The sequence below is a fragment of the Porphyromonas vaginalis genome (assembly GCF_958301595.1).
In the GTDB taxonomy this organism is placed as follows: Bacteria; Bacteroidota; Bacteroidia; order Bacteroidales; family Porphyromonadaceae; genus Porphyromonas; species Porphyromonas vaginalis.
Genome location: NZ_CATQJU010000001.1, coordinates 319,250 through 338,269, shown reverse-complemented (window position 1 = coordinate 338,269; position 19,020 = coordinate 319,250). Strand labels below are relative to the sequence as shown.

General features: G+C 52.5%; 17 protein-coding genes. 1 reads left to right on the top strand and 16 read right to left on the bottom strand.

Annotated features, from left to right (window positions below):
• Positions 1-25: 25 nt before the first annotated feature.
• On the bottom strand, positions 26-1,177 hold the full coding sequence (locus Q2J34_RS01320) for an IS4 family transposase (RefSeq protein WP_300969083.1): 1,152 nt from the start codon (positions 1,175-1,177) through the stop codon (positions 26-28).
• Positions 1,178-1,453: 276 nt separating this feature from the next.
• On the opposite strand from Q2J34_RS01320, the gene Q2J34_RS01315 reads away from it, so the two are divergent.
• A complete protein-coding gene (locus Q2J34_RS01315) occupies positions 1,454-2,581 on the top strand; it encodes an ISAs1 family transposase (RefSeq protein ID WP_300969082.1) in 1,128 nt (375 codons plus the stop codon).
• 469 nt (positions 2,582-3,050) lie between these two features.
• Here the strand turns inward: Q2J34_RS01315 and Q2J34_RS01310 are convergent, their stop codons facing one another.
• The 15 genes from Q2J34_RS01310 to Q2J34_RS01240 form a co-directional block, all read right to left on the bottom strand.
• Complete coding sequence (locus tag Q2J34_RS01310) at positions 3,051-4,106, bottom strand: IS3 family transposase (protein ID WP_300969081.1); 1,056 nt, start codon at positions 4,104-4,106, stop codon at positions 3,051-3,053.
• Positions 4,103-4,483: a transposase gene (locus Q2J34_RS01305; protein WP_300968995.1), complete on the bottom strand. Its 381-nt coding sequence runs from the start codon at positions 4,481-4,483 to the stop codon at positions 4,103-4,105. The genes Q2J34_RS01310 and Q2J34_RS01305 overlap by 4 nt, the downstream gene beginning before the upstream one ends.
• 129 nt (positions 4,484-4,612) lie before the next feature.
• The gene (locus Q2J34_RS01300; protein WP_298889204.1) at positions 4,613-5,062 is read right to left on the bottom strand and encodes a hypothetical protein; all 450 of its coding nucleotides are present in this window, start codon (positions 5,060-5,062) and stop codon (positions 4,613-4,615) included.
• Between the two features lie 256 nt (positions 5,063-5,318).
• The gene (locus Q2J34_RS01295) at positions 5,319-6,839 is read right to left on the bottom strand and encodes a ComEC/Rec2 family competence protein (protein ID WP_300969080.1); all 1,521 of its coding nucleotides are present in this window, start codon (positions 6,837-6,839) and stop codon (positions 5,319-5,321) included.
• A gap of 42 nt (positions 6,840-6,881) precedes the next feature.
• On the bottom strand, positions 6,882-7,529 hold the full coding sequence (gene rpe / locus Q2J34_RS01290; protein ID WP_300969079.1) for a ribulose-phosphate 3-epimerase: 648 nt from the start codon (positions 7,527-7,529) through the stop codon (positions 6,882-6,884).
• A 36-nt stretch (positions 7,530-7,565) separates the two neighbouring features.
• Complete coding sequence (locus tag Q2J34_RS01285) at positions 7,566-8,123, bottom strand: FAA hydrolase family protein (RefSeq protein ID WP_300969078.1); 558 nt, start codon at positions 8,121-8,123, stop codon at positions 7,566-7,568.
• A complete protein-coding gene (gene rfbB / locus Q2J34_RS01280; RefSeq protein WP_300969077.1) occupies positions 8,120-9,265 on the bottom strand; it encodes a dTDP-glucose 4,6-dehydratase in 1,146 nt (381 codons plus the stop codon). Before rfbB ends, Q2J34_RS01285 begins: the two co-directional genes overlap by 4 nt.
• A gap of 11 nt (positions 9,266-9,276) precedes the next feature.
• On the bottom strand, positions 9,277-9,843 hold the full coding sequence (rfbC, locus tag Q2J34_RS01275; protein ID WP_300969076.1) for a dTDP-4-dehydrorhamnose 3,5-epimerase: 567 nt from the start codon (positions 9,841-9,843) through the stop codon (positions 9,277-9,279).
• 20 nt (positions 9,844-9,863) lie between these two features.
• Positions 9,864-11,861: a PorE family type IX secretion system protein gene (gene porE / locus Q2J34_RS01270; RefSeq protein ID WP_300969075.1), complete on the bottom strand. Its 1,998-nt coding sequence runs from the start codon at positions 11,859-11,861 to the stop codon at positions 9,864-9,866.
• A gap of 15 nt (positions 11,862-11,876) precedes the next feature.
• Positions 11,877-12,482: a 7-carboxy-7-deazaguanine synthase QueE gene (locus Q2J34_RS01265; protein WP_300969074.1), complete on the bottom strand. Its 606-nt coding sequence runs from the start codon at positions 12,480-12,482 to the stop codon at positions 11,877-11,879.
• A gap of 1 nt (position 12,483) precedes the next feature.
• Positions 12,484-12,909: a 6-pyruvoyl trahydropterin synthase family protein gene (locus Q2J34_RS01260; protein WP_299367352.1), complete on the bottom strand. Its 426-nt coding sequence runs from the start codon at positions 12,907-12,909 to the stop codon at positions 12,484-12,486.
• A 1,400-nt stretch (positions 12,910-14,309) separates the two neighbouring features.
• Entirely contained in the window at positions 14,310-15,320 is a 1,011-nt protein-coding gene (locus tag Q2J34_RS01255; RefSeq protein WP_300969073.1) for a hypothetical protein, read from the bottom strand.
• Between the two features lie 80 nt (positions 15,321-15,400).
• On the bottom strand, positions 15,401-16,378 hold the full coding sequence (locus Q2J34_RS01250) for a hypothetical protein (RefSeq protein ID WP_300969072.1): 978 nt from the start codon (positions 16,376-16,378) through the stop codon (positions 15,401-15,403).
• A gap of 36 nt (positions 16,379-16,414) precedes the next feature.
• Positions 16,415-17,449, bottom strand: a complete 1,035-nt coding sequence (locus Q2J34_RS01245) for a hypothetical protein (RefSeq protein WP_298886973.1) — start codon at positions 17,447-17,449, stop codon at positions 16,415-16,417.
• 22 nt (positions 17,450-17,471) lie between these two features.
• Positions 17,472-19,007: a leucine-rich repeat domain-containing protein gene (locus tag Q2J34_RS01240; RefSeq protein WP_298886972.1), complete on the bottom strand. Its 1,536-nt coding sequence runs from the start codon at positions 19,005-19,007 to the stop codon at positions 17,472-17,474.
• Positions 19,008-19,020: the final 13 nt, after the last annotated feature.

The following is a 19,020-nucleotide window of genomic DNA, read 5'->3' as shown; positions in this document are numbered from 1 at the left end:
TGCTGTAAAAACGGGGGTATCCCCCCTATGCTATTTCGGTCTCGTCTGGAGGCGGTGAAAACGGCTCATTTATCCACTGAAAGAGGCCGATTTTGGTGAACGTGTTGAGTCTCAAGGATGCTGTTAAATTGGAGAGACACCAGGGGTGTTTTGCTATTCGCTTGAGATATTGAAGTAAGAGAATCGTAATCAGAGCCGTCCAAATCTGAATCTCGACAGCGTTTTGAGAAGTTCCCAGAAAACTCTTGATATGCAGGTTTTGCTTGAGGTTTCTAAAGAAGATCTCAATCTTCCAACGTGAGCGATATAGCGCTGCAACAGTACTGGCTGCATGCGTAAAGTCATTGGTATACAAGTCAATCGTGTAACCTCCTTGAACATTGTAGATGCCTATTCTACGAATCTTCTTAGGGTACTTGCTCGCTGTCTCTACACCTGTCAGTCTCACCTCTTCATCTATCAGTATCTCTTGAGATGTCGTATCAGGCAAATCTCTCTCCCTTATTGACTCAAATTGGATGTTGTCTCTTCCTCTGACGATGAAAATCACACCTGTGCTGTCCCAATGATTCAGAAGCTCAGTATCGCTGTAGATTCGATCAGCTACAACGATGGTTCCTCGGGCAAAGGGGAGCTTTTTGGCAATCGTATTGTCGGCTCCCTTGCCATTGCTTATACAGACGAATTCAGGCAGAAGTGTCTCAAAATCAAGCACTGTATGCATCTTGACGGCTCCTTTCGTATGAGTATAGAGAGCCCAGTCATACATACTGAGACATAGGGACATTAGGGTTGAGTCTAGAAGACAAACCTTCGCCTTCAGCCGTTTCTTTATCTGCTTGAGATCTCCGTGCTGTCCCAAATATTGGAAGAGTGCATAAAAGACATCTTGGAAGAATTGGGAACTCCTATTGGCGTTTTGGTAACTGATGTTGGATTTGGAGGGAGCTCGTGATAGACCTAGGTGGTTGAGATTGCCCGTGGCAGATTGTAGCCCCTCTGAGATTTGACGTAGCGACACGCTACTCGAGAATTGGCTGAAGATCATAGTCACCAAATGGCTCCACGAGTTAAAGCCTTTTGCATGCTTGTCTGTGCCATGCTTCTTGACTAATCGTTGGATGATTTCTCGAGGTATGAGTCGGATTACTTGTGCGAATAGTGTTATATTTGCCATTGAAAAGGGTGGTTTGTGACAGCTCTCACTAGCTGTGTTTTTCTTCTCAATTACAAACCTACCCTTTTCTCTTTATCCTGCAAAACGTTTAGGACACTATTGGGCTGACGCATTATAAATGAAAAGCTGATTGTGATCTTGAGGGGAGAATGAAGGGCCTAAAAAGAGAACTCAATATAGTCGCAAAAACTCTTCATTTTTCTCTTCAAAAAGCTTGTCCATGTCGTAGATTTTTCGTATCTTTATAGCTGATAATCAATACTATATATAAATTCTATGAGCATATTCAATCAGCTTCTAGTGGTCGAAGACCCACGCATAAATCGATGCAAAAAGTTCCCCCTAGGATACATCCTTACGACGGTATTCACGGCAACTATTTCTGGTTGCTCCTCTTGGTACGAAATAGAAGACTATGCAGAGGAGTACAAAGATGATCTAGAGGCTCTATATGAGCGTATATCAGGCGAGTCGAGTTCTTGGGGAGTTCCCTCTCACGACACGCTCAATCGGACTATCAGCCTTCTTGCCCCCAAGCAGATAGAGCAAGTCTACAAAGCCTTCCTAGAGGAAAGCTTTGAGATAACAACTGGCAAGCACATCTGTCTAGATGGTAAGACGATGCGAGGCGTCAAAAAGCTAGACTTTGATGCCGATAGCCATTGTGTCACAGCCTTTGAACCCAATCAGCAAGCCTCATTGGCTCAGGTATATATCTCTAGTAAGTCTAACGAAATCAATGCCATTAAAAAGATTCTCAAGGCGCTAGATCTACGAGATACCGTCATCACCATTGACGCTATCGGCACTCAGACCGAGATCGCAAAGGCAGTGGTTGAAAAAGAGGGCGACTACATACTTCAAGTTAAAGACAATCAGAGACTAACGAAGGAAGAGGTGCAGAGCTTCTTCTGCCCCCTCTACGATGCTCACATAGTGCACCAAGAGCAGCAAGACTTTGATCACGGGCGAATAGAAACGCGCACGATGAGTAGCATCGTAAACCCTTTATCTCTAGACCCAGACTCGACTTTAGACAAGTGGGACGGGCTCAAAAGTATCCATATGATGACAAGAGTACGGACGGACAAGAAGACAGATAAGTCCAGCAGCGAAACTACCTTCTATATCTCTAGCCTGACAGACGGAGCGGAGGTCTTCAAGTTGATACGTGAACATTGGGCTGTGGAAAACAAGCTACACTATATGCTGGATATGCTTTTTAGAGAGGACTACTCTACCAAGAGAGCCCGCAACGCAGCTCAGAACATGAATATTATAAACAAGATAAACCTGACTATCATTCAACGGCTTAAAGACAAGCTCAAAGGCACATCATCGCTCCGCCTGAGGAAAAAGCTCGCACGAATGACTCCAGAGGAAATCTTCGATATAGAATTATAATGCGTCAGCCCTGTCTAAGAATCCAGGCTGACGTATTATATACAATGAGTTCATCGACCTCTCGACTTCTCGTTTGTCGCTGATGTGTAGCTCCTGACAGAGCGATTATAAGGCGTCAGCCCTGGCTGGTGAAATTCAACCTCGGCGAGTTACAATAATTTAGAACTGACTACATATAAAAACGGCGCCGTGTCGGGGAAAAGTGATTTCCACGTGGATATTTCGAAATCTCCACGTGGAGAATAAAAAATTCTTCGGAGGAATGAAATGAAACTTCGGAGGAATGAAATGAAACTTCGGAAGAAATGAATCATGCCCACGTGGAAAAAGAAAAATATCCACGTGGAGATTTGAGATTCCCCACGTGGATATTCGAGTGTCCTCTTCCTGAAAAAAGTACACAGTTGGGAAGGTATTACTGAGATGGTACTCGGGTCATTTTTGTTAGTCCTGTGAGTGTACTCATTTGTTAGTTTTGCTCTTGCTGGGGTACACGACTTGTGGTCGTTTTTACTGCGGAGGTACACAAAGATAGGTCTTTGTGTGGAGTTAAGCGGCATGAGCTCGGAGATTTGAGGCTCGGAGCTTTTGGTGAATTGTTCTTAGATGTCTGTTTCTTAGAGGGTTGTGTGGTTATAGGGTTGGGGTAATCTGGTATGAGCATCTGCATCGGAGTCTTCTTGTTGATGGCTCGATGAGGACGCGCTGTGTTATAGAGAGCAATCGTTTGCGAGAGGATCTCTCGAACTTGATCTATGGGCTTATCCTCGAAGTTGTAGAGCCAGTCGTTCTTGATGATCCCGTTAAGTCGCTCTGCCATAGCGTTGTGGAGAGGGTTGCCTGTCTGGGTGACACTGGTTACGATGCCTAGGCTGGCCTCGTAGTCGGTCATCTGCTTGGAGACATATTGACAGCCTCGGTCGCTATGGAAGATGAGCCCTTTGAGGTCAAAGCCATGCTTCTGGTAGAAGTCAACGGTCTGTCTTAGTGCGTTGTAGGGGCCCTCTGTGGAGAGCGTGGGCTGCAGGTCAAAGCCGGTGATGATGCGGCTATAAGCGTCCATCGTCAGGGAGAGATATGCGAAGCCCCCTAAACATTTGACGTAGGTTATGTCTGAGACGGTGAGCCGGCAATGGTCAGTGGCAATGTATTTAGGGGTGGTGTTCAGGTGATCTTGGAAGCCGTGATTGACCACGCCTTTGGTCGTCTGGGGTGGACGCTTGCGCTTGCGACTTCTCAGCAGCATATCGTTGGCTCCTAAGACTTTGTACAGCCAGTCGCGACCTACTTGGAAGGTTCCTTCGAAGTATTCGTTGGCACACTGCTGAAGGGTGTCTACGCCTGCCCTGTGGAGCTTACTTCGCACATACTGGCAATAGTGTAGGACGGAGGCTACTTTGACATCTTCGTCTTGCTCGGTGAAGGTGTGCTTGTAGTAGCCTTTGCGGCTGACTTCTAGTAGCTGACAAAGGTAGGTTATGGAGAGCTTTTGATCTCTCACTTTGGCGTGTTCAAGCTGTCTCACGGCTGCAAATCGGTCTTTTTTTTTAGATCAATGTGGTAGCGATTCAAGACCACTTCGAGTAGTGTCTTGTTGACTAATGCCTTGCTCTCAGCCTGGAAGAGGGCTGCTTTGAGGCGAGCGTTTTCGCGCTTGAGTTCTGCGTACTCTGGATCTACGTCTTTGTTCTTGTTTGTCTTGCTCATAGTGCTACTGCTGCTTTGGTTGGGTAACTCTACTCCAAAGGTACGCAACCAATTTCGAATGGTGCGTGTGGTAATGCCGTAGCGCTGGCTGGTCGTGGCGATGCTCTCGCCAGTGGCTAGGAGGTCATCAATGACTCTCCACTTGAAATCTAGGGGATATCCCTTTCGTCCTCGGTTACTTTTTTCTTCTTTCATAGTTGTTGGGGTTGGCTTCCCAACTGTGTACTATTTCAGGAGAGGACAGAGAAAGGAGGGAATCGGACGAATCTCCCCGTAAAGATATGTTATTAGAGATTAGAAGTTAGAAGTTAGAGAGCTGACGCGTCACTTGATGCGGCGGCAGAAGTCTGGATCCTGATCTTTCAGATCTTTGTCTTCGTAGCACCAGAGAAGGTTGTGCTCCCAGTCCACTTTGGCCCAGCAAGTGTCTATAATCATGCCGGCATCGGGAGGAAGGTTGGAATAGATCTGGTAGCAATCTTGTGCTGCTAGATACTTATATAGGAGCGGGTAGGTGATGCTTTCGGGATCATCTGCCATCTTCAGGAGATAGTGTCCTGCGGTGGCACTCTCGAAGTGGAGTGACGTAGACAATACGACTAGCGTATCGTTCGAATCATAGAGCGTGTCTAGCATTTCCCAGGCTGTCCCAATAAGAGCCACGCTTGGGTCTTTGCGCACTTCCTGTCTACAGGAGACGCTTGCGAGTACTGCGCCGATGGCTAGTAGGGTCATGCACAGTATCTGTCTGAGATTAGGGATTTTGTTGTGCATAGTCTGTTAGTTAAGTGAGACTGTTGCATAAAGGCGAATCGCTGTGTTGCCTTCGGGATTCGGCTTCGGTCACATACGGAGGTATGCTCCCTTCAGACCTCACCCTCAGCGCCTTGCGCTTCATCCTTTCTGCAAAGTCTAGACAATCTTGCAAGCAAGATTGTGAGACTGTTGACTTTTGCAACAGTCTCTAAGTGAACAACCTCTACAGCAAATGTAGTGTTATTCATGCAAATAGGCAATAGGGGGGGCGTAGCTAGACGCGGACGGGGCGGGGACGGGCTAGGAGGTACTGCACCCAGGCGTAGAGGAGGAGGTAGTAAGCGATGCAGAGCCAGAGTGGCATGGCGATGGTGAGCTGAGTGGTGAAGTGCTGCTCGAGGAGTGTCATCGCACCGCTGGTGAGATCGCTCACGACGACGAGGAGCAACGGTAGAAGCTTCGTGGTGAGCCCGAGGGCGAGTAGTCCCATGGTGACAAGCCCCATGATGATGAGCAGCGTGGCGAGAGGTGACAGGAGGAGGTTGGCGAGGAGCATCCAGACGGCTGTGGTGCCGAAGCTGCGTGCGAGGATAGGCCAGACGAAGAGTTGTACGGCTATGGTCGTGACGATGAGGTAGTAGAGGTAGCTGACGATACGGGAGCTACTCGGCGTGATGCGTTGGTTGAGTGCGCCCCAGGTGACGAAGATGGCTAGCACCGCTCCGAAGCTGAGCTGCATGCCTACGTCAAAGAGTGCGTAGGGTGAGATGAGTAGCAGGAGGACGGCCGCCTGCGCCCAGACGTTCAGCCGATCGGTGGAGCGCCCCAAGAGACGTGCCACAGCAAAGATGGAGAACATAAGCGAGGCGCGGAGTGTCGGGATGGAGAGTCCGCAGATGAAAGCGTAGATCCATACCGCTATGAGAGTGAGGCTCCAGCGCAGAAGGTAAGCGGTGTGGACGTTGCGTATGAGCCGTAGCGGATAGCGTATGAGCCAGTAGATGAGTAGCAGGACGACCCCAACGTGAAAGCCACTGACCGACAGCAGGTGCGCAACGCCTACGGAACGAAACTGTGCCTCCACGACGGTCCCTTCGGAGCGATCGCCTAGGCAGATAGCACGGAGCGTCTCTCGCTGTAGCGGGGTGAGTCGGTCAATCTCGTCTAGCGTGCCACCGATGCGCTGCTGGAGGGTGTAGGCGCGGTAGCGTAATTGGTCCCAGAGCGACCAATGGGTAGTGCTTGGCGCATCGCAAGCTTCTGCGGTGGAGGCGGATAGCATGCCCGAGACCTTTCGTGAGAGGAGGTAGTGCTGATAGCTTGGCGAGGAGACTTGGTCTAGAGGTGTGAGCCGTCCACGGACGAGGTAGCTGGTGCGAGGCGTGAGTTGCAGCGATCCATTATATAGGTATAGCATGATACGCTGCCCACTCCAGTGAGCTAGGACGGCACCGCGCGGATCTGTCGCCTGCTCGATGATAGCCTCGGCACGGGAACCCTGCTCACGCGCTGTGGGCGGACGGGAGATGGTGACGAGGTAGGTCGTTTTCTCGCTGGGTTGTGGTAGTTGCGCTACCCGTTCCTTGGGGATTGTTGCCAGACAAGCTCCCAAGCAGAGGAGAAGTAGGTACCAAGCGGAGCCGGCGAGGAGCGCTTTGCGCCAAAGTCTAGAGAGGACGAGGAGGAGTGTCGCCACAGCGATGCCGAGGAAGTACCACTGCGCTGCTAGTAGCCCGAGACTACCTAGATAAATGCCCAGCACTAGCGACAGGAGTGTCACCAATGCTGGGCGCATGATTGTGGCGTGTAGCCCTCGGACGAGGTAGTGCAAGGTGGCTTACAAGGCGTGTAGCTGTGCAATCATCTCTTGAGGACTGGGAGCCTTAAAGACGGCACTGCCCGCCACGAGCGAGTCGGCACCCGCCTCGATGAGCTGGCGACCGGTCTCGAGGTTGACCCCGCCATCGACCTGTATGAGGGTGGAGAGTCCCTGCTCTTGGATCATTTTGCGCAGACGCTCGACCTTGCGGATAGAGTGCTCGATAAACTTTTGCCCGCCATAGCCGGGGTTGACACTCATGAGGAGCACCATGTCGGCTTCGCAGAGAATGTCGGTGAGGAGCTCCACGGGGGTGTGCGGATTGAGCGTGACGGCTGGACGCATACCCGCCTCACGGATAGCACGCAGCGTGCGGTGCAGGTGAGGGCACACCTCGTAGTGTACATTCATAATGTGGATGCCGAGCTTGGCAAACTGATCGATGAACTTCCACGGCTCGACGATCATCAGATGCACGTCGAGAGGCTTCTGACAGATGGGGCGTATCGCCTCAATGATGGGAAAGCCAAAGGAGAGGTTCGGGACAAATACACCATCCATCACGTCAATGTGGAGCCAGTCGCACTGACTCTCGTTGATCATCGTGATCTCATCGGCGAGATGCAGGAAGTCGGCACTGAGGAGGGAGGGAGATACAATAGCCATAGTGAAGGGGTTTTAAGACGATTCGATATTGATGCTTTATTTAATGCGTAGTAGGGTAGTGGAGCGAAGCTTTTCGCCAGCTTGTAGCGTGAGGGAGAGCTGTTGCTCGGGGGCAATGGCGGGAGCCGCTGTTATGGGGATTGCGTTGAGTAGGAGCACGTCGCCCGTGTGAATGGTGAGGCACTCGGAGAGGAGCGAGAGCGCTTGGCAGACTGCTGTACGGGAGAGCGTCCAGCTCTGCTCAGAGAGGGTTAGCGTGTAGTACTCTGCGAGCGTTGTGTCAAGGGGCTGCCAGTCGAGGGCTACGGCACTGCCGTCGTACACCTTAGCACGCTCCCAGGGAGCGCTCGCCTTGCGTAGCTCAGCGAGTAGCGAGCGGCTGGTGATGTCCCAGCCAGCAGCGCATGCCTCGATGTATCGCTCAGCAAAGGGAGGCGCCACGCACTTGCCCGTTCGCCCTATCTTGATGGCGAGAGAAGGGATGGCGCACCACTCCGCTTCGAGGTGTGGAACGAAGAAAGGGTAGCCCGGGCGAAGGAGTGCTTCGCCTTTGTAAAAGAGCCGAGACTCGTCGTCTATGCCGTAGACCTTCATCGTCCGCTGTACATCTGCTGGTAGTAGTGCTGGTAGTCCTCATCGGTGATCCCCTTGACCCAGTCGAAGTGGTCGAGGTACCAGTCGATCGTGTAGCCGATGCCCTCAGCAAAGGGGATCGAGGGTAGCCACCCTAGCTCCTGATGAATGAAGGTGGGGTCAATGCCGTAGCGGGCGTCGTGACCAAGACGATCACGAACGAAGGTGATCAGCTGCTCGTTGATTAGTTCGGGCTGAACCTGAGCGCCTAAGATCTCAGAGATACGCTCGGCACGTGCTGGCTCTTTGCTCAGACGATCGTGTAGCTGGTTGATGATGATACGGACTATCTCTAGATTGGTATGTTCGTTGTGCCCGCCGATATTGTACGCTGTGCCAGCTTTCCCCTGAGTCACCACGAGGTGCAGCGCACGACAATGGTCGGTCACGTAGAGCCAGTCACGGACGTTCTCGCCCGTGCCGTAGATCGGTATCTCCTTGCCGAGGAGACACTGGCGGATAACTAGCGGGATGAGCTTCTCGGGGAATTGGTAGGGCCCATAGTTGTTCGAGCATCTGGTCCAAACGACTGGCGCATGGTGCGTGTGCACAGCTGCTTGGCAGAGGAGATCTGCCGAAGCCTTCGCAGCACTGTAGGGACTGCGTGGGTCGAGGGGGGTGCTCTCCACAAAGAAGCCTTCCTTGCCGAGTGACCCGTACACCTCGTCCGTAGAGACCTGGAGCATCATGCGTCCTTCCTGCCATACGGGATAAGAGCCTCGCCCGCTGGTGGTAGACCAATGGTTGCGAATGGTGTCTAGCAAGGTCTGCACGCCGAGGATATTGGTGCGTACGAAGATGGCGGGGTCCTCGATGCTCCGATCGACGTGGCTCTCGGCCGCAAGATTAATCAAGTAGTGCGGAGCGTAGCGGGTGAAGAGGTCGTCCATCGCTTCGGCATCGCAGATGTCTGCCTGCACGAAGATGACCCGCTCGTTGTCGATGAGCGGCTCGATGGAGCGGTAGTTGCCTGCATAGGTTAGTTTGTCGATCAGGACGATCCGCTCGTCGGAGGCGAGGGCTTCGCTCAGGTAGTAAGCGAGGTTAGTGCCGATGAAGCCAGCGGCTCCAGTCACGGCGTAGGTGTGTCGGTATGAGGTCATAGCGTAAAGTGTCAAAAGCGTGATGCGGTGTAGTCGGCTAGGGAGATGCCCCGCAGGTCTTTGTCTGAGAGGATTAGCTCTTCGGGTGCGATGCCCCACGACTCCCAGGGTATCGCCAGCTGTGGGTCGTCATAGCGTATGCAGAGCTCGCTCTCGGGGGCGTAGCCGTTGTCCACTTTGTAGAGAAACTTCGCTTGCTCCGAGAGAACGAGGAAGCCGTGCGCGAACTCTCTCGGGATGTAGAGCTGCCGATGGTTTGTCTCCGAGAGATGATAGCTGCGCCACTGCCCGTAAGTGGCACTATCTCGTCGTAGGTCCACGATCAGATCAATGATCTCGCCCACGACGCAGCGCACCAGCTTCGCTTGGCTCGCTTCACCTCGCTGGAGATGCAGACCACGCAAGACGCCACGGACGGAGGAGGATTCGTTTTCCTGCACCCATGGTCTAGGCGCGACGGTCGCTGCAAAGTCTGCCGTGCGGTAAGTCTCGGCAAAGTAGCCACGCGCATCGCCGTAGCAGTCTGGCTCGATGAGGTAGACGCCCGCTAAGTCTGGGTCCGCTTGGTAATGTATCATTGCTTAGGTCACTCTATATATTATTGTATGACGGTAAACTCGGTGCGACGGTTGAGCTGGTCGCAGACGACTTGCTGCTCTTCGGTCAGCGTGCCGACCCATTCGGCCGTTAGCTCCTGCCCCTCGGGCAACCAGTCGAAGCGCGCCGCCATCCCCTTGCTCACTACGTAGGGACGCTCCTTGCCATAGCCCCGAGCCTCTAGGCGGTCGGCGGCAATGCCCTTGGCGATGAGGTAGTCGACGACACTCTGCGCACGACGCTGCGAGAGCTTCTGATTGTATGCCTGCGAACCTTTGCGGTCGGTGTTACTGCTCAGCTCGAGGCGTACGTCGGGGTTTTGCGCTAGGAGCGTGACGAGGTAGTCGAGACTCTTTTTCCCCTCGGGGCGTAGCGAAGCTCGGTCGAAGTCGTAGTAGATGTCGTGGATCTGCTCCGAGTGCAGGCGCGAAGCTAGGTAAAAGTCGACCAAGTAGTCGGTGCTCTCGGTGGCGCTGTCGGTCACGAGCGGCATGTATTGGTTGAGGTAGTCCGGGTGCGAGGCATGTAGCACGTAGCGGTTTGACCCCGCAATCTCAAGGACAAAAGAACCGTCGTCACGTGTCGAGACAATGGGCGTGGCGAGCAAACCTTGCTCATCGGCAATGCGTACCGTCGCCTGCGGGATGCCGTACCCCTCCCGGTCCATCACGAAGCCGTCGATGCGGATGATGGTGGCGGGTAATGAGAAGCGGTAGAGGTGTGGTCGTCCACGCTGGTCGCCACGAGTCGAGGAGAGGTATCCCTCCTCTGCCAAGCCTGACTGCGGCTTTGGTGCAAAGGTGATGGCGTAGTCATCGGCGGGGGAGTTCATCGGAGCGCCCAGATGCGTCACCTGCCACTCTCCGAGCGAGTCCATCTGCGCTTTGTATAGGTCTAGTCCGCCCAGACCCACACGTCCGTTGGAGGAGAAGTAAAGGGTGCTGTCGCCCACCATCGTGGGGAAGAGTTCGTCGCCAGGCGTATTGATCTCGTTGCCGAGGTTCTCCGGCTTGCCCCAGCCATGCTCGCTGAGGAGTATGCGGTAAAGGTCTTTGCCCCCTAGGCCAGCCCCCTCGCTCACGAAGTAAAGGTATCGTCCCGAAGCGTCAATGGCGGGGTGCGCCGCCATACGTAGCGAGTCCTCCCAGATGGGTATGCACTCGCCTTTGCCCCAGCCCCCTTGGCTAGACTTGGAGGCTTTGTAGATCTGCACGGTGCGGTCGTAGGTGGAGCTTTGCTCAGCGTAAGAGTAGTAGAGCGTGTTGCCGTCTGCCGTGATGGAGGGGGTGCCCTCATCTTCGGGCGTATTGACACTGCCTGGCACGCTGTCGGGGCGGGACCACTTACCCGTAGCGTCCTGTTTGATCATATAGAGATTGTTCGTCCCCAGCCCCGTCACCTCGCTCTCCTGTAGCATATCACGGAGAGGCACACGGCTACTGGTGAAGTAGAGTATCGTGCCGTCAGGCGCATAGCAAGGGGCAAACTCCGCATAGGGCGAGATCAAGAGACGATCCGTCTCGACCGTGTGCCCCGTGGGGTGGGCGAGGAGCGAGTCAGCCTGATGCACGCTCGCCAGTCCTATGCGTCCGAAGTAGTCGTGTGGGTAGTACTCTAGAAACTGCTCGTAAGCTTTACCCGCCTCCCGCCAGCGTCCCAGCTGTTGTAGCTCCTGAGCGATGCGTAGGTGGAGGATCGAGTCGGGATAGTCCCCCGAGAGAGCTAGGTTGTAGCAGTTGAGCGCACGGGGCGTGTTGCCCAGTCGTCGGTAATTCTCTGCTGCTTTGAAAGCTAGATAAGCCCGTCGCTCCGGCTTCTTGCGAGAGGTCTTGCGGTAGAGCGTGTAGTAGCTATCGGCTGCGAGGGCATAGCGTCCCGTATGGTCGTACAGCTCCGCCTTGCTCAGCGTCACACTCTTGCAGCCCATCAAGCTACAGAGCGCCATAGCGCACGGAAGTAGCACGAGCAACCAGCGAATATGTGACGACGAGACTTTCATGGTTAAACCGTTTACTTAACGAAACCCTAGCAACTTGTGTAGCTGTACGCTGAGCCGCCACTCGGGGTGGGCTAAGACGAAGTCCATACAGCGCGCCACAACGGCCGACATCTCTACGCCCGTCTCCTCTACGGGGCTGACGTAGTAACGACGTGCCTCGGCCAGCTGCTCAATGGGTGGGGGTAGGGGAGCGGCTAGTTGTAGGGGCCAGCGCACCTCATTGATGCCGTCAGGGTAGTTATCTACAAAACGCTCCCGCAAGCCACTTATTGCTTCTGGTTTGGGCGAACAGGTGACGTAGTCCAGTCCCCGAGGCACGGGGCGTGTGCCATTTGTCTCAATAGACTGACGATAGCCCTGCTCGTGAAAGAAAGCTATATGCTCCTCCTGCAGTGCTAAGGTCGGTTCGCCACCAGTCCAGAGGATGTCACGGCAGGGGTAGCCCTCCAGCTTTGCCAAAATCTCTGCAGCGCTCATAAGCCGATGCCCCGCAAAGTCTGTGTCGCAGTAGTCGCAGGAGAGATTGCACCCCGAGAGACGCACGAAGAGCATCGCGCGTCCCATCTGTCCTCCCTCGCCTTGGAGGCTGTAGAAGATCTCGTTGACCGGTAGCGACTGCATACTATATAGGTAGTGAGTAGGTAGCGCTACATCGTGCCGTCTCCTCGACACGACAGCTGACGAGTGTTACGCCCGTGCCGGCCAATTGTGCGGGAGCAACCGTCTCGACGAGGTATTGCGCCATTGCTTCGGCTGTCGGATTAAAGGGCACCACGACCAAGTCCTCTGGTACCAGCTCCTGTAGCGAGGGGAGTAGCGGGTCCTCATCGTAGATCATCATCTTGTGATCCCAATGCTCCTCCAGCCACATGCAGAGGAGCTCTTTGATCACGCCAAAGTCGATCACCCGCCCCAGCTCATCAAGCTGTGCTGCGGAGCAGGTGAAGTGTATCCGGTAGTTGTGTCCGTGTAGGTGGCGGCACTTCGACTCGTGTCCCACGACACGGTGTCCCATGCTTATATCGTGATATCTCTCTACTGTCGTCATAGTTAAGTGTCACAAAGGTAAGGAAAAAGAAGACTGTCGCAAAGATCCCTCACCCTACGAAGCCCCCGCAAGTCTCCTACAAGAGGCTGATGGGTAGTGCTTTGACACAGCTTTCTTTATGCTAACCCTTGGGACTGGATAGCAGACTCAATAGGACACCTCAACCCATAGCCAATAAAGCGACCCTAGCAAGATCGCAATCGTTAGGGTGAGGAAGATTGCTTGCTTCCTATTGAATGAGCCGTCAGCACTATGGCAACGTAAGAGCTCCAGAGCCCATCCTGTAAAAAGTCCAGGCAGGAAGGTGTTACCTATAAGTTTATATCCTAGAGGTACCCCGACCTCGTACAGTGACAGTGAAGACAAAGCCACTAAAGCAACAAGTGATAGCACAATCAATAAGACCCCGTCACAGATATCTGCGCACTTTAGTTTAGAGGTGAGCGAGTTCGATCGAGTCTTCCCCCTTTTGAGATCGCTCCAAGATAGCCCGAACAAGCGTAGGGTGTTGAGTCCCCTCGCTAGTGTATAATATGGAAGTAACAAAAGAAAAAACAGTGCCATAACTTAGGGATAGACTTACTGACAGATATCGATCTCTTTCGTTGCTCGGCAAAGGTAAAAAAAAACAGACGTAAGAGGAGTTGTACCCATTTCCTCAACAGGGCTGACGCATTATATATAATGAACACATCGACCTCTCTACTCCTCGATTGTCGTTCATGTGTAGCCCCTGCAAGAGCGATTATGATGCGTCAGCCCTGGCTGGGCAAATTCGACGCTGGATCGTTGCAATAATTTAGAGCTGACTACATATCAAAACGACTCCGTGTCGGGGAAAAGTGATTTCCACGTGGATATTTCAAAAACTCCACGTGGAGAATAAAAAATTCTTCGGAGGAATGAAATGAAACTTCGGAAGAATGAAATGAAACTTCGGAAGAAATGATTCGCCCCCACTTGGAAAAAGAAAAACATCCACGTGGAGATTTGAGATTCCCCACGTGGATATTCGAGAAAGGAGGGAATCGGACGAATTTCCCTGTAAAGATATGTAATTAGAGATTAGAGGTTAGAGGTTAGAGGGCAGGGGTGACACATTATATATAGTGACCTCATCTATGCCTTGCTTGTCGCTCATGTGTAGCCCCTGACAGAGCGATTATAATGCGTCAGCCCTGATTTCCTCAATTCGTTAGCCTCTATTGGTGTATATTGTTTTATTGTATTGAACGTGTGATAGATACGTGTTCCAAAAATAGTTTCCCTCTTGGAACTTTTCAATCCCTATGTAAGGAATGAAAAATAGCCACGTAGGGATTTCGAATTTCCTACGTGGCTATCATCTATAAGTGCTACTTAAGGGTGCAACCTTTGCGACCCGTGGATCGCTATGCGGGTTAGAGCTTGAGGCTCACTCGCTGCCCCTCAGGCGACTGGATCGTGAGGAGGTAGGGTGTAGCAGACTGCTCGGCTACCAGAGGAATCGTGACGGAGCTCGTGGACGTAGAGAACTCTTGCAGCGTGCGTCCCTCCATATCGTAGAGTGTGATGGTGCTGTGAGGCTCTAGCGAGTCTAGTCTGATCGCTTCAGGTAGACGGCTACAGGTCGGCATGTGCGACGAGATAGGCGTGATGCCCACGGGCGAACCTTCGTAAGGCTCTCCAATCCAGTCTTTCGTGTCTCCTGCTAGATCGTAGACAGCCCATCCGAGGCTCTTGGCATGAGCTACAGCATCTACGTTGCATACATTGCCCTCATGGTCGCTATGCGTGTCGATCACTTGAATGGTCGGCTCGGGGATGTCTAGCTCGGGATTAGCAACGGGTGCTGCGTGTTGCAAGGTGCTAAAGGCCTTAGTCATAGCCTGCTCTGAGATCTGATTGTTGTAGAGCTCTATGAACCACAACTTGCTACAATTGGAGAAGTCTATCCCCTGCAAGTTGTTATCTGCTAGCCAGAGATCTTCTAGTGGTAGACCTGCCGGTATCATGATCGAGGATATCTCATTGCGGTACGCCTCTAGAGTCTTGAGTGCTGTGGCGTGTGTTAGGTCTACGTTGGTTATTTTGCGGTCTTGGATGATGAGTTGGTCTATCTTGCCATAGATTGTAATCTGAGGTGATGTGACCTGAAAGGATACTAGGAATTGTCCTGGCTCATCAAGGTCATCTTCAGGATTGCTGGCCATCTCTTCTCTTTGAAACTGGCCATCGCCATTCTGATCGACCCAGACGCCATGCTCTATAGGACGTATGACGAATGAGATTTCGTCAGCACGCTCTATGGCGGTGGTTAGGACGATGCGGTCACCATCGGTAGAGACTGGCTTGAAGGGATCCTGCCCAAGGACTGGGAGTGCCAGTAGCGAGAGGAGGCTGATGAAATATGTGATATGATGTCGAGACATAGTTGATGTATTTAGTGTGTAGTGGATGGAGTGGCGTGTCTCCTCTAGGAAACACGCCACACGTGGATTACAGCTCTGACCTAGATGTGGTAGATCTTAAAGCTCTCGCCTCCGATGTTGAGTATATAGGCTCCATCGGGATAGGCGGTCATCGCTATTTGGTACTGACCGCTAGCGTCTAGTACCCCTGATGTTAGCAGTAAGCCGGTCTCTGAGTATAGGGCGTAAGGCGCACCAGCATTGCCAGCCAAGACTAGGGCATGAGTAGCCCCGTCATAGTAGACAATGGGGGTGTCTGGGAGCAACTCTTGGATTGCAGAGGGAGAGCCTTTGTAAGGCACACCTGTCCAGGACTGCTTGTCCCCGTGGAAATCGTTGACCTCCCAGTTCTTATCTAGAGCGACTTTGACGGCATCTACAGAGCAGACGTTTTTCTCATCAGGAATGGTCGTGTCGAGTGCTATGACGAGTCCTTTCTTCTTTGCAGTACGGTCGGGGAGGCTACGCATCAGCGCATTCATCGGTCCCTCTCCGATTTGATTGTAGAAGCAACGTATGTCGTTTATCTCCTTACATGCAGAGAGATCTAGCGAGGAAATTTTATTTTGAAAGCAAAAGAGCGTTTGTAGTCCTGTGCTGCCAGAGAGGTCTAGACGCTCTATCCGATTATTGAAGCACTGGATCTCTTTTAGCTTAGGCATCTTGGTGACCTCGAGCCCGGTGAGATCTAGTCCTCCAAAGCGGATCGCATCTATGGGACCATGGATTGTGACGTTCGGCTTGACAAGGACGACGATCATGATGTTTGTCTTGCCGACGTTGTCCTTGGCTCTGCCCTCGCCTCTGTCGCAGATGCCATTGCCATTGACATCTACCCAGACGGTCTCATCGTGTGGCACGAAAGCTATACCTAGACTAGAGCCGGCGGGTAGGTCGGTCGTCAAGGTAATACGAGGCCCATCGATAGGTGCTGGCGTCACTTGAGCACGCAGATGGGTGCTGAGTGGTAGCAGTAAGAGTAGTATGAGGGGTATGAATCGTGTAGCTAGTTTGTTCATAGCTGAGTATATGCTTGATTGTTGTGAGAGATAAACTTATAGTACTTGCAGTGTGGCTGTCGCTCCGCAGTGGGTGATGATGTAGCTACCTGCAGGTAGTGCAATGGGGTATGTGGTGGTCTCCTGATCCCCAGCGAAGGAGGCTAGAAGAGCTCCCGAATAGTCGTAGATCTGCACCGGCTCATCGAGGGTGGTACCTATGAGGACGAGTGTCGAGCCTGAGTAGAGGGCTCTAAGCTCCGTCTGAGCGGGTGCTACGCCTGTGATTGCCGTGGGCTCTCCTAGGTACTTGACCCAGTCTCCACGAGACTTGTCCCAGGCCTGCACGTTCCAATACTTACCGTCAGCTATGGCAGCCTGACGGTCGGTCATATAGTTCTTTTCGGTAGGCTCATTGAGCGTGTAGACATATAGTTGGCCTTCGTTGAACTCGCCTTCGCTACGCATCGGTAGTGCATTAACAATGAGGTCCATCGCCTCGTCTCGTATCGCATTATGTGCGACACCGACGTAGTAGAGATGCGGCTTCTTGGTGAGGTCTAGACGGGTGAGCTCGTTGGAGATGACCTCTACCAGCTCCAGGTTAGGCTGGTGCGACAGGTCTAACTCTGTAAACCGATTGTTGCGTCCCTCGAAGCTCTTGAGCTTGGTGAGTGCCGATAGGTCGATCTCATCCAGCTTACTATAAGGTACGCCTAGGTAGGTGAGCTGTGTCATACGACTGACGTCGATCTTGGAGAGCCGCCACCTACGCAGTATGATCTCGTTAAAGTTGCCATAGATCCTAAAGGTCTGTGCCGATAGGGTTACGGTAAAGTTCTGTATACCTTGATCAGGCTGACCGTCTACGGACTTTAATCTGACCACTTCGCCTTCGTCTTGCTGACCATTGGCGTTGAGGTCGATCCAAGCATCTTTACTGACTGAGATCTCTACCTTATCCCCTGCGTTGAGCGTCGTCGTGAGCTCTAGGTAGCGGTTGGGGTCAAACTCCTCTTGTCCATAGCTGGTTGTGGCTATGAGGGGTAAGATCAGGCATAGGAGTAGTGCCTTGTGTGTAATTGTCTTCATTGTTGGTGTACTTACTGGGTGGTTAGGGTATGATGACGAGACGTGTCATCTCGCCGACTCTAAGCAGGTAACGCCCAGAGGGTAGTGTGAGGTGTGTGGGACGTGACTCCTGAGCTGCGAAGCGATAGAGTGTCTCGCCCTCTATAGTATACAGAGCTACGTCTGCCTGTGCGCTCTCGGGGAGCAGGGTGATGCCTGTCTCGTCAACAAGGCAGAGGCTCTCGGTGCTACCTACAGACTCTATGCCGACATTGATGCTACAGCCAGAGCCATCGCCGAGGATGTCTATCGTCCAGCCCTTGTCAGCAGCGAAGTAAGACTTACTCGTCGGAGCTCCTGGGTTGGCTGCGATGCGGAGTTGTCCGCCTTGCTCCTTCTCAGGGAGAGCTACGCAGAGACTGTCGATAGCGCAGGCTGAGAGTTTGTTCTTGACAACGGAGACTAGCTCTAGCATGGGCATAGATGAGGCTAGCTGTAGAGACTGCAGCTGATTGTTGTCGCACTGTAGCTCACGGAGGTTGGGAGCTCCAGAGAAGTCTAGTGCAACGAGCTTGTTGTCAAAACTGTAGAACTCCTGGAGGCTAGGCAGATCACCGATCTTGATCTCTTTTAGTCCGCAGTCAGAGCAGAGTAGCGTGACGAGACTTGAGAGCGTGGTGATGTCTAGTAAGCCGAGGTTAGGGTTGTGCTGTAGCGTCAGCTTGTCCAGACGCACACACCCCTTGAGATCTATGTTGTAGAGATCGTTTTGATAGCAGTTGAGCGTCTTGAGACTCTTACAGCCACGCGCCTTGAGTCGCTGTACGGGAGAGAAGGAGGAGTCTATGAAAGTGAGCTTCTCGCATCCAGAGACATCAATGTCTGTGATCCCAGTACTAGCGCAGGTCAATCCCATCAGTGCTTTGCAAGAGGAGAGATCGAGTGCGGTGAGCTTCTTATTCATCTGTACGTTTATCTCGTAAAGCTTAGTGCAACCAGAGATGTTGACCTTGGTGAGGTCGTTTTTGCCACAGACGAGCTTGAGTAGGTTGGGACAGGGCGAGCAGTCTAGCTCACGGAGTACGTTGTACCCGACATTGAGCTCTTGAAGTGCTGGCGTCTCAGCCAGAGATAGCTCGGAGAGATTGTTTTGCATTAGGGAGAGAGACTTAAGACGCTCGCAACCCTTGAGGGATAAATCGTTAAGCCCACATGAAAAAGCCGATAGCTCCTCTAGAGACTTCATGCCATCGACTTTTATCTGGAAAACCTTTTGGGATATTATCTTGGCCGATACAAGCTCTCCATAGATCGTTGCCTCATTAGTTGCTGAAGATACTGAGAGGGTGTAGTCCTCGCCCGCAGGTACTTTGTGCGGAACGAGAGTGCCTCGGTGCTCGTCGACATATATGGTTGCTTCCTTGTCGCCTACCGTGATGACCATCGATAGGGCGTTTTGAGGAATGACCTGTAGCTCCATCTTAGGGAGACCCTGCACGTCTTGCGAGAAGGCTCTCTGTGGCAGAAGAGCCACAGAGAGTAGTAGGGCTAAAGCCCAGAAGTTGTGTACTATATTCATATTAGTCGTAGAC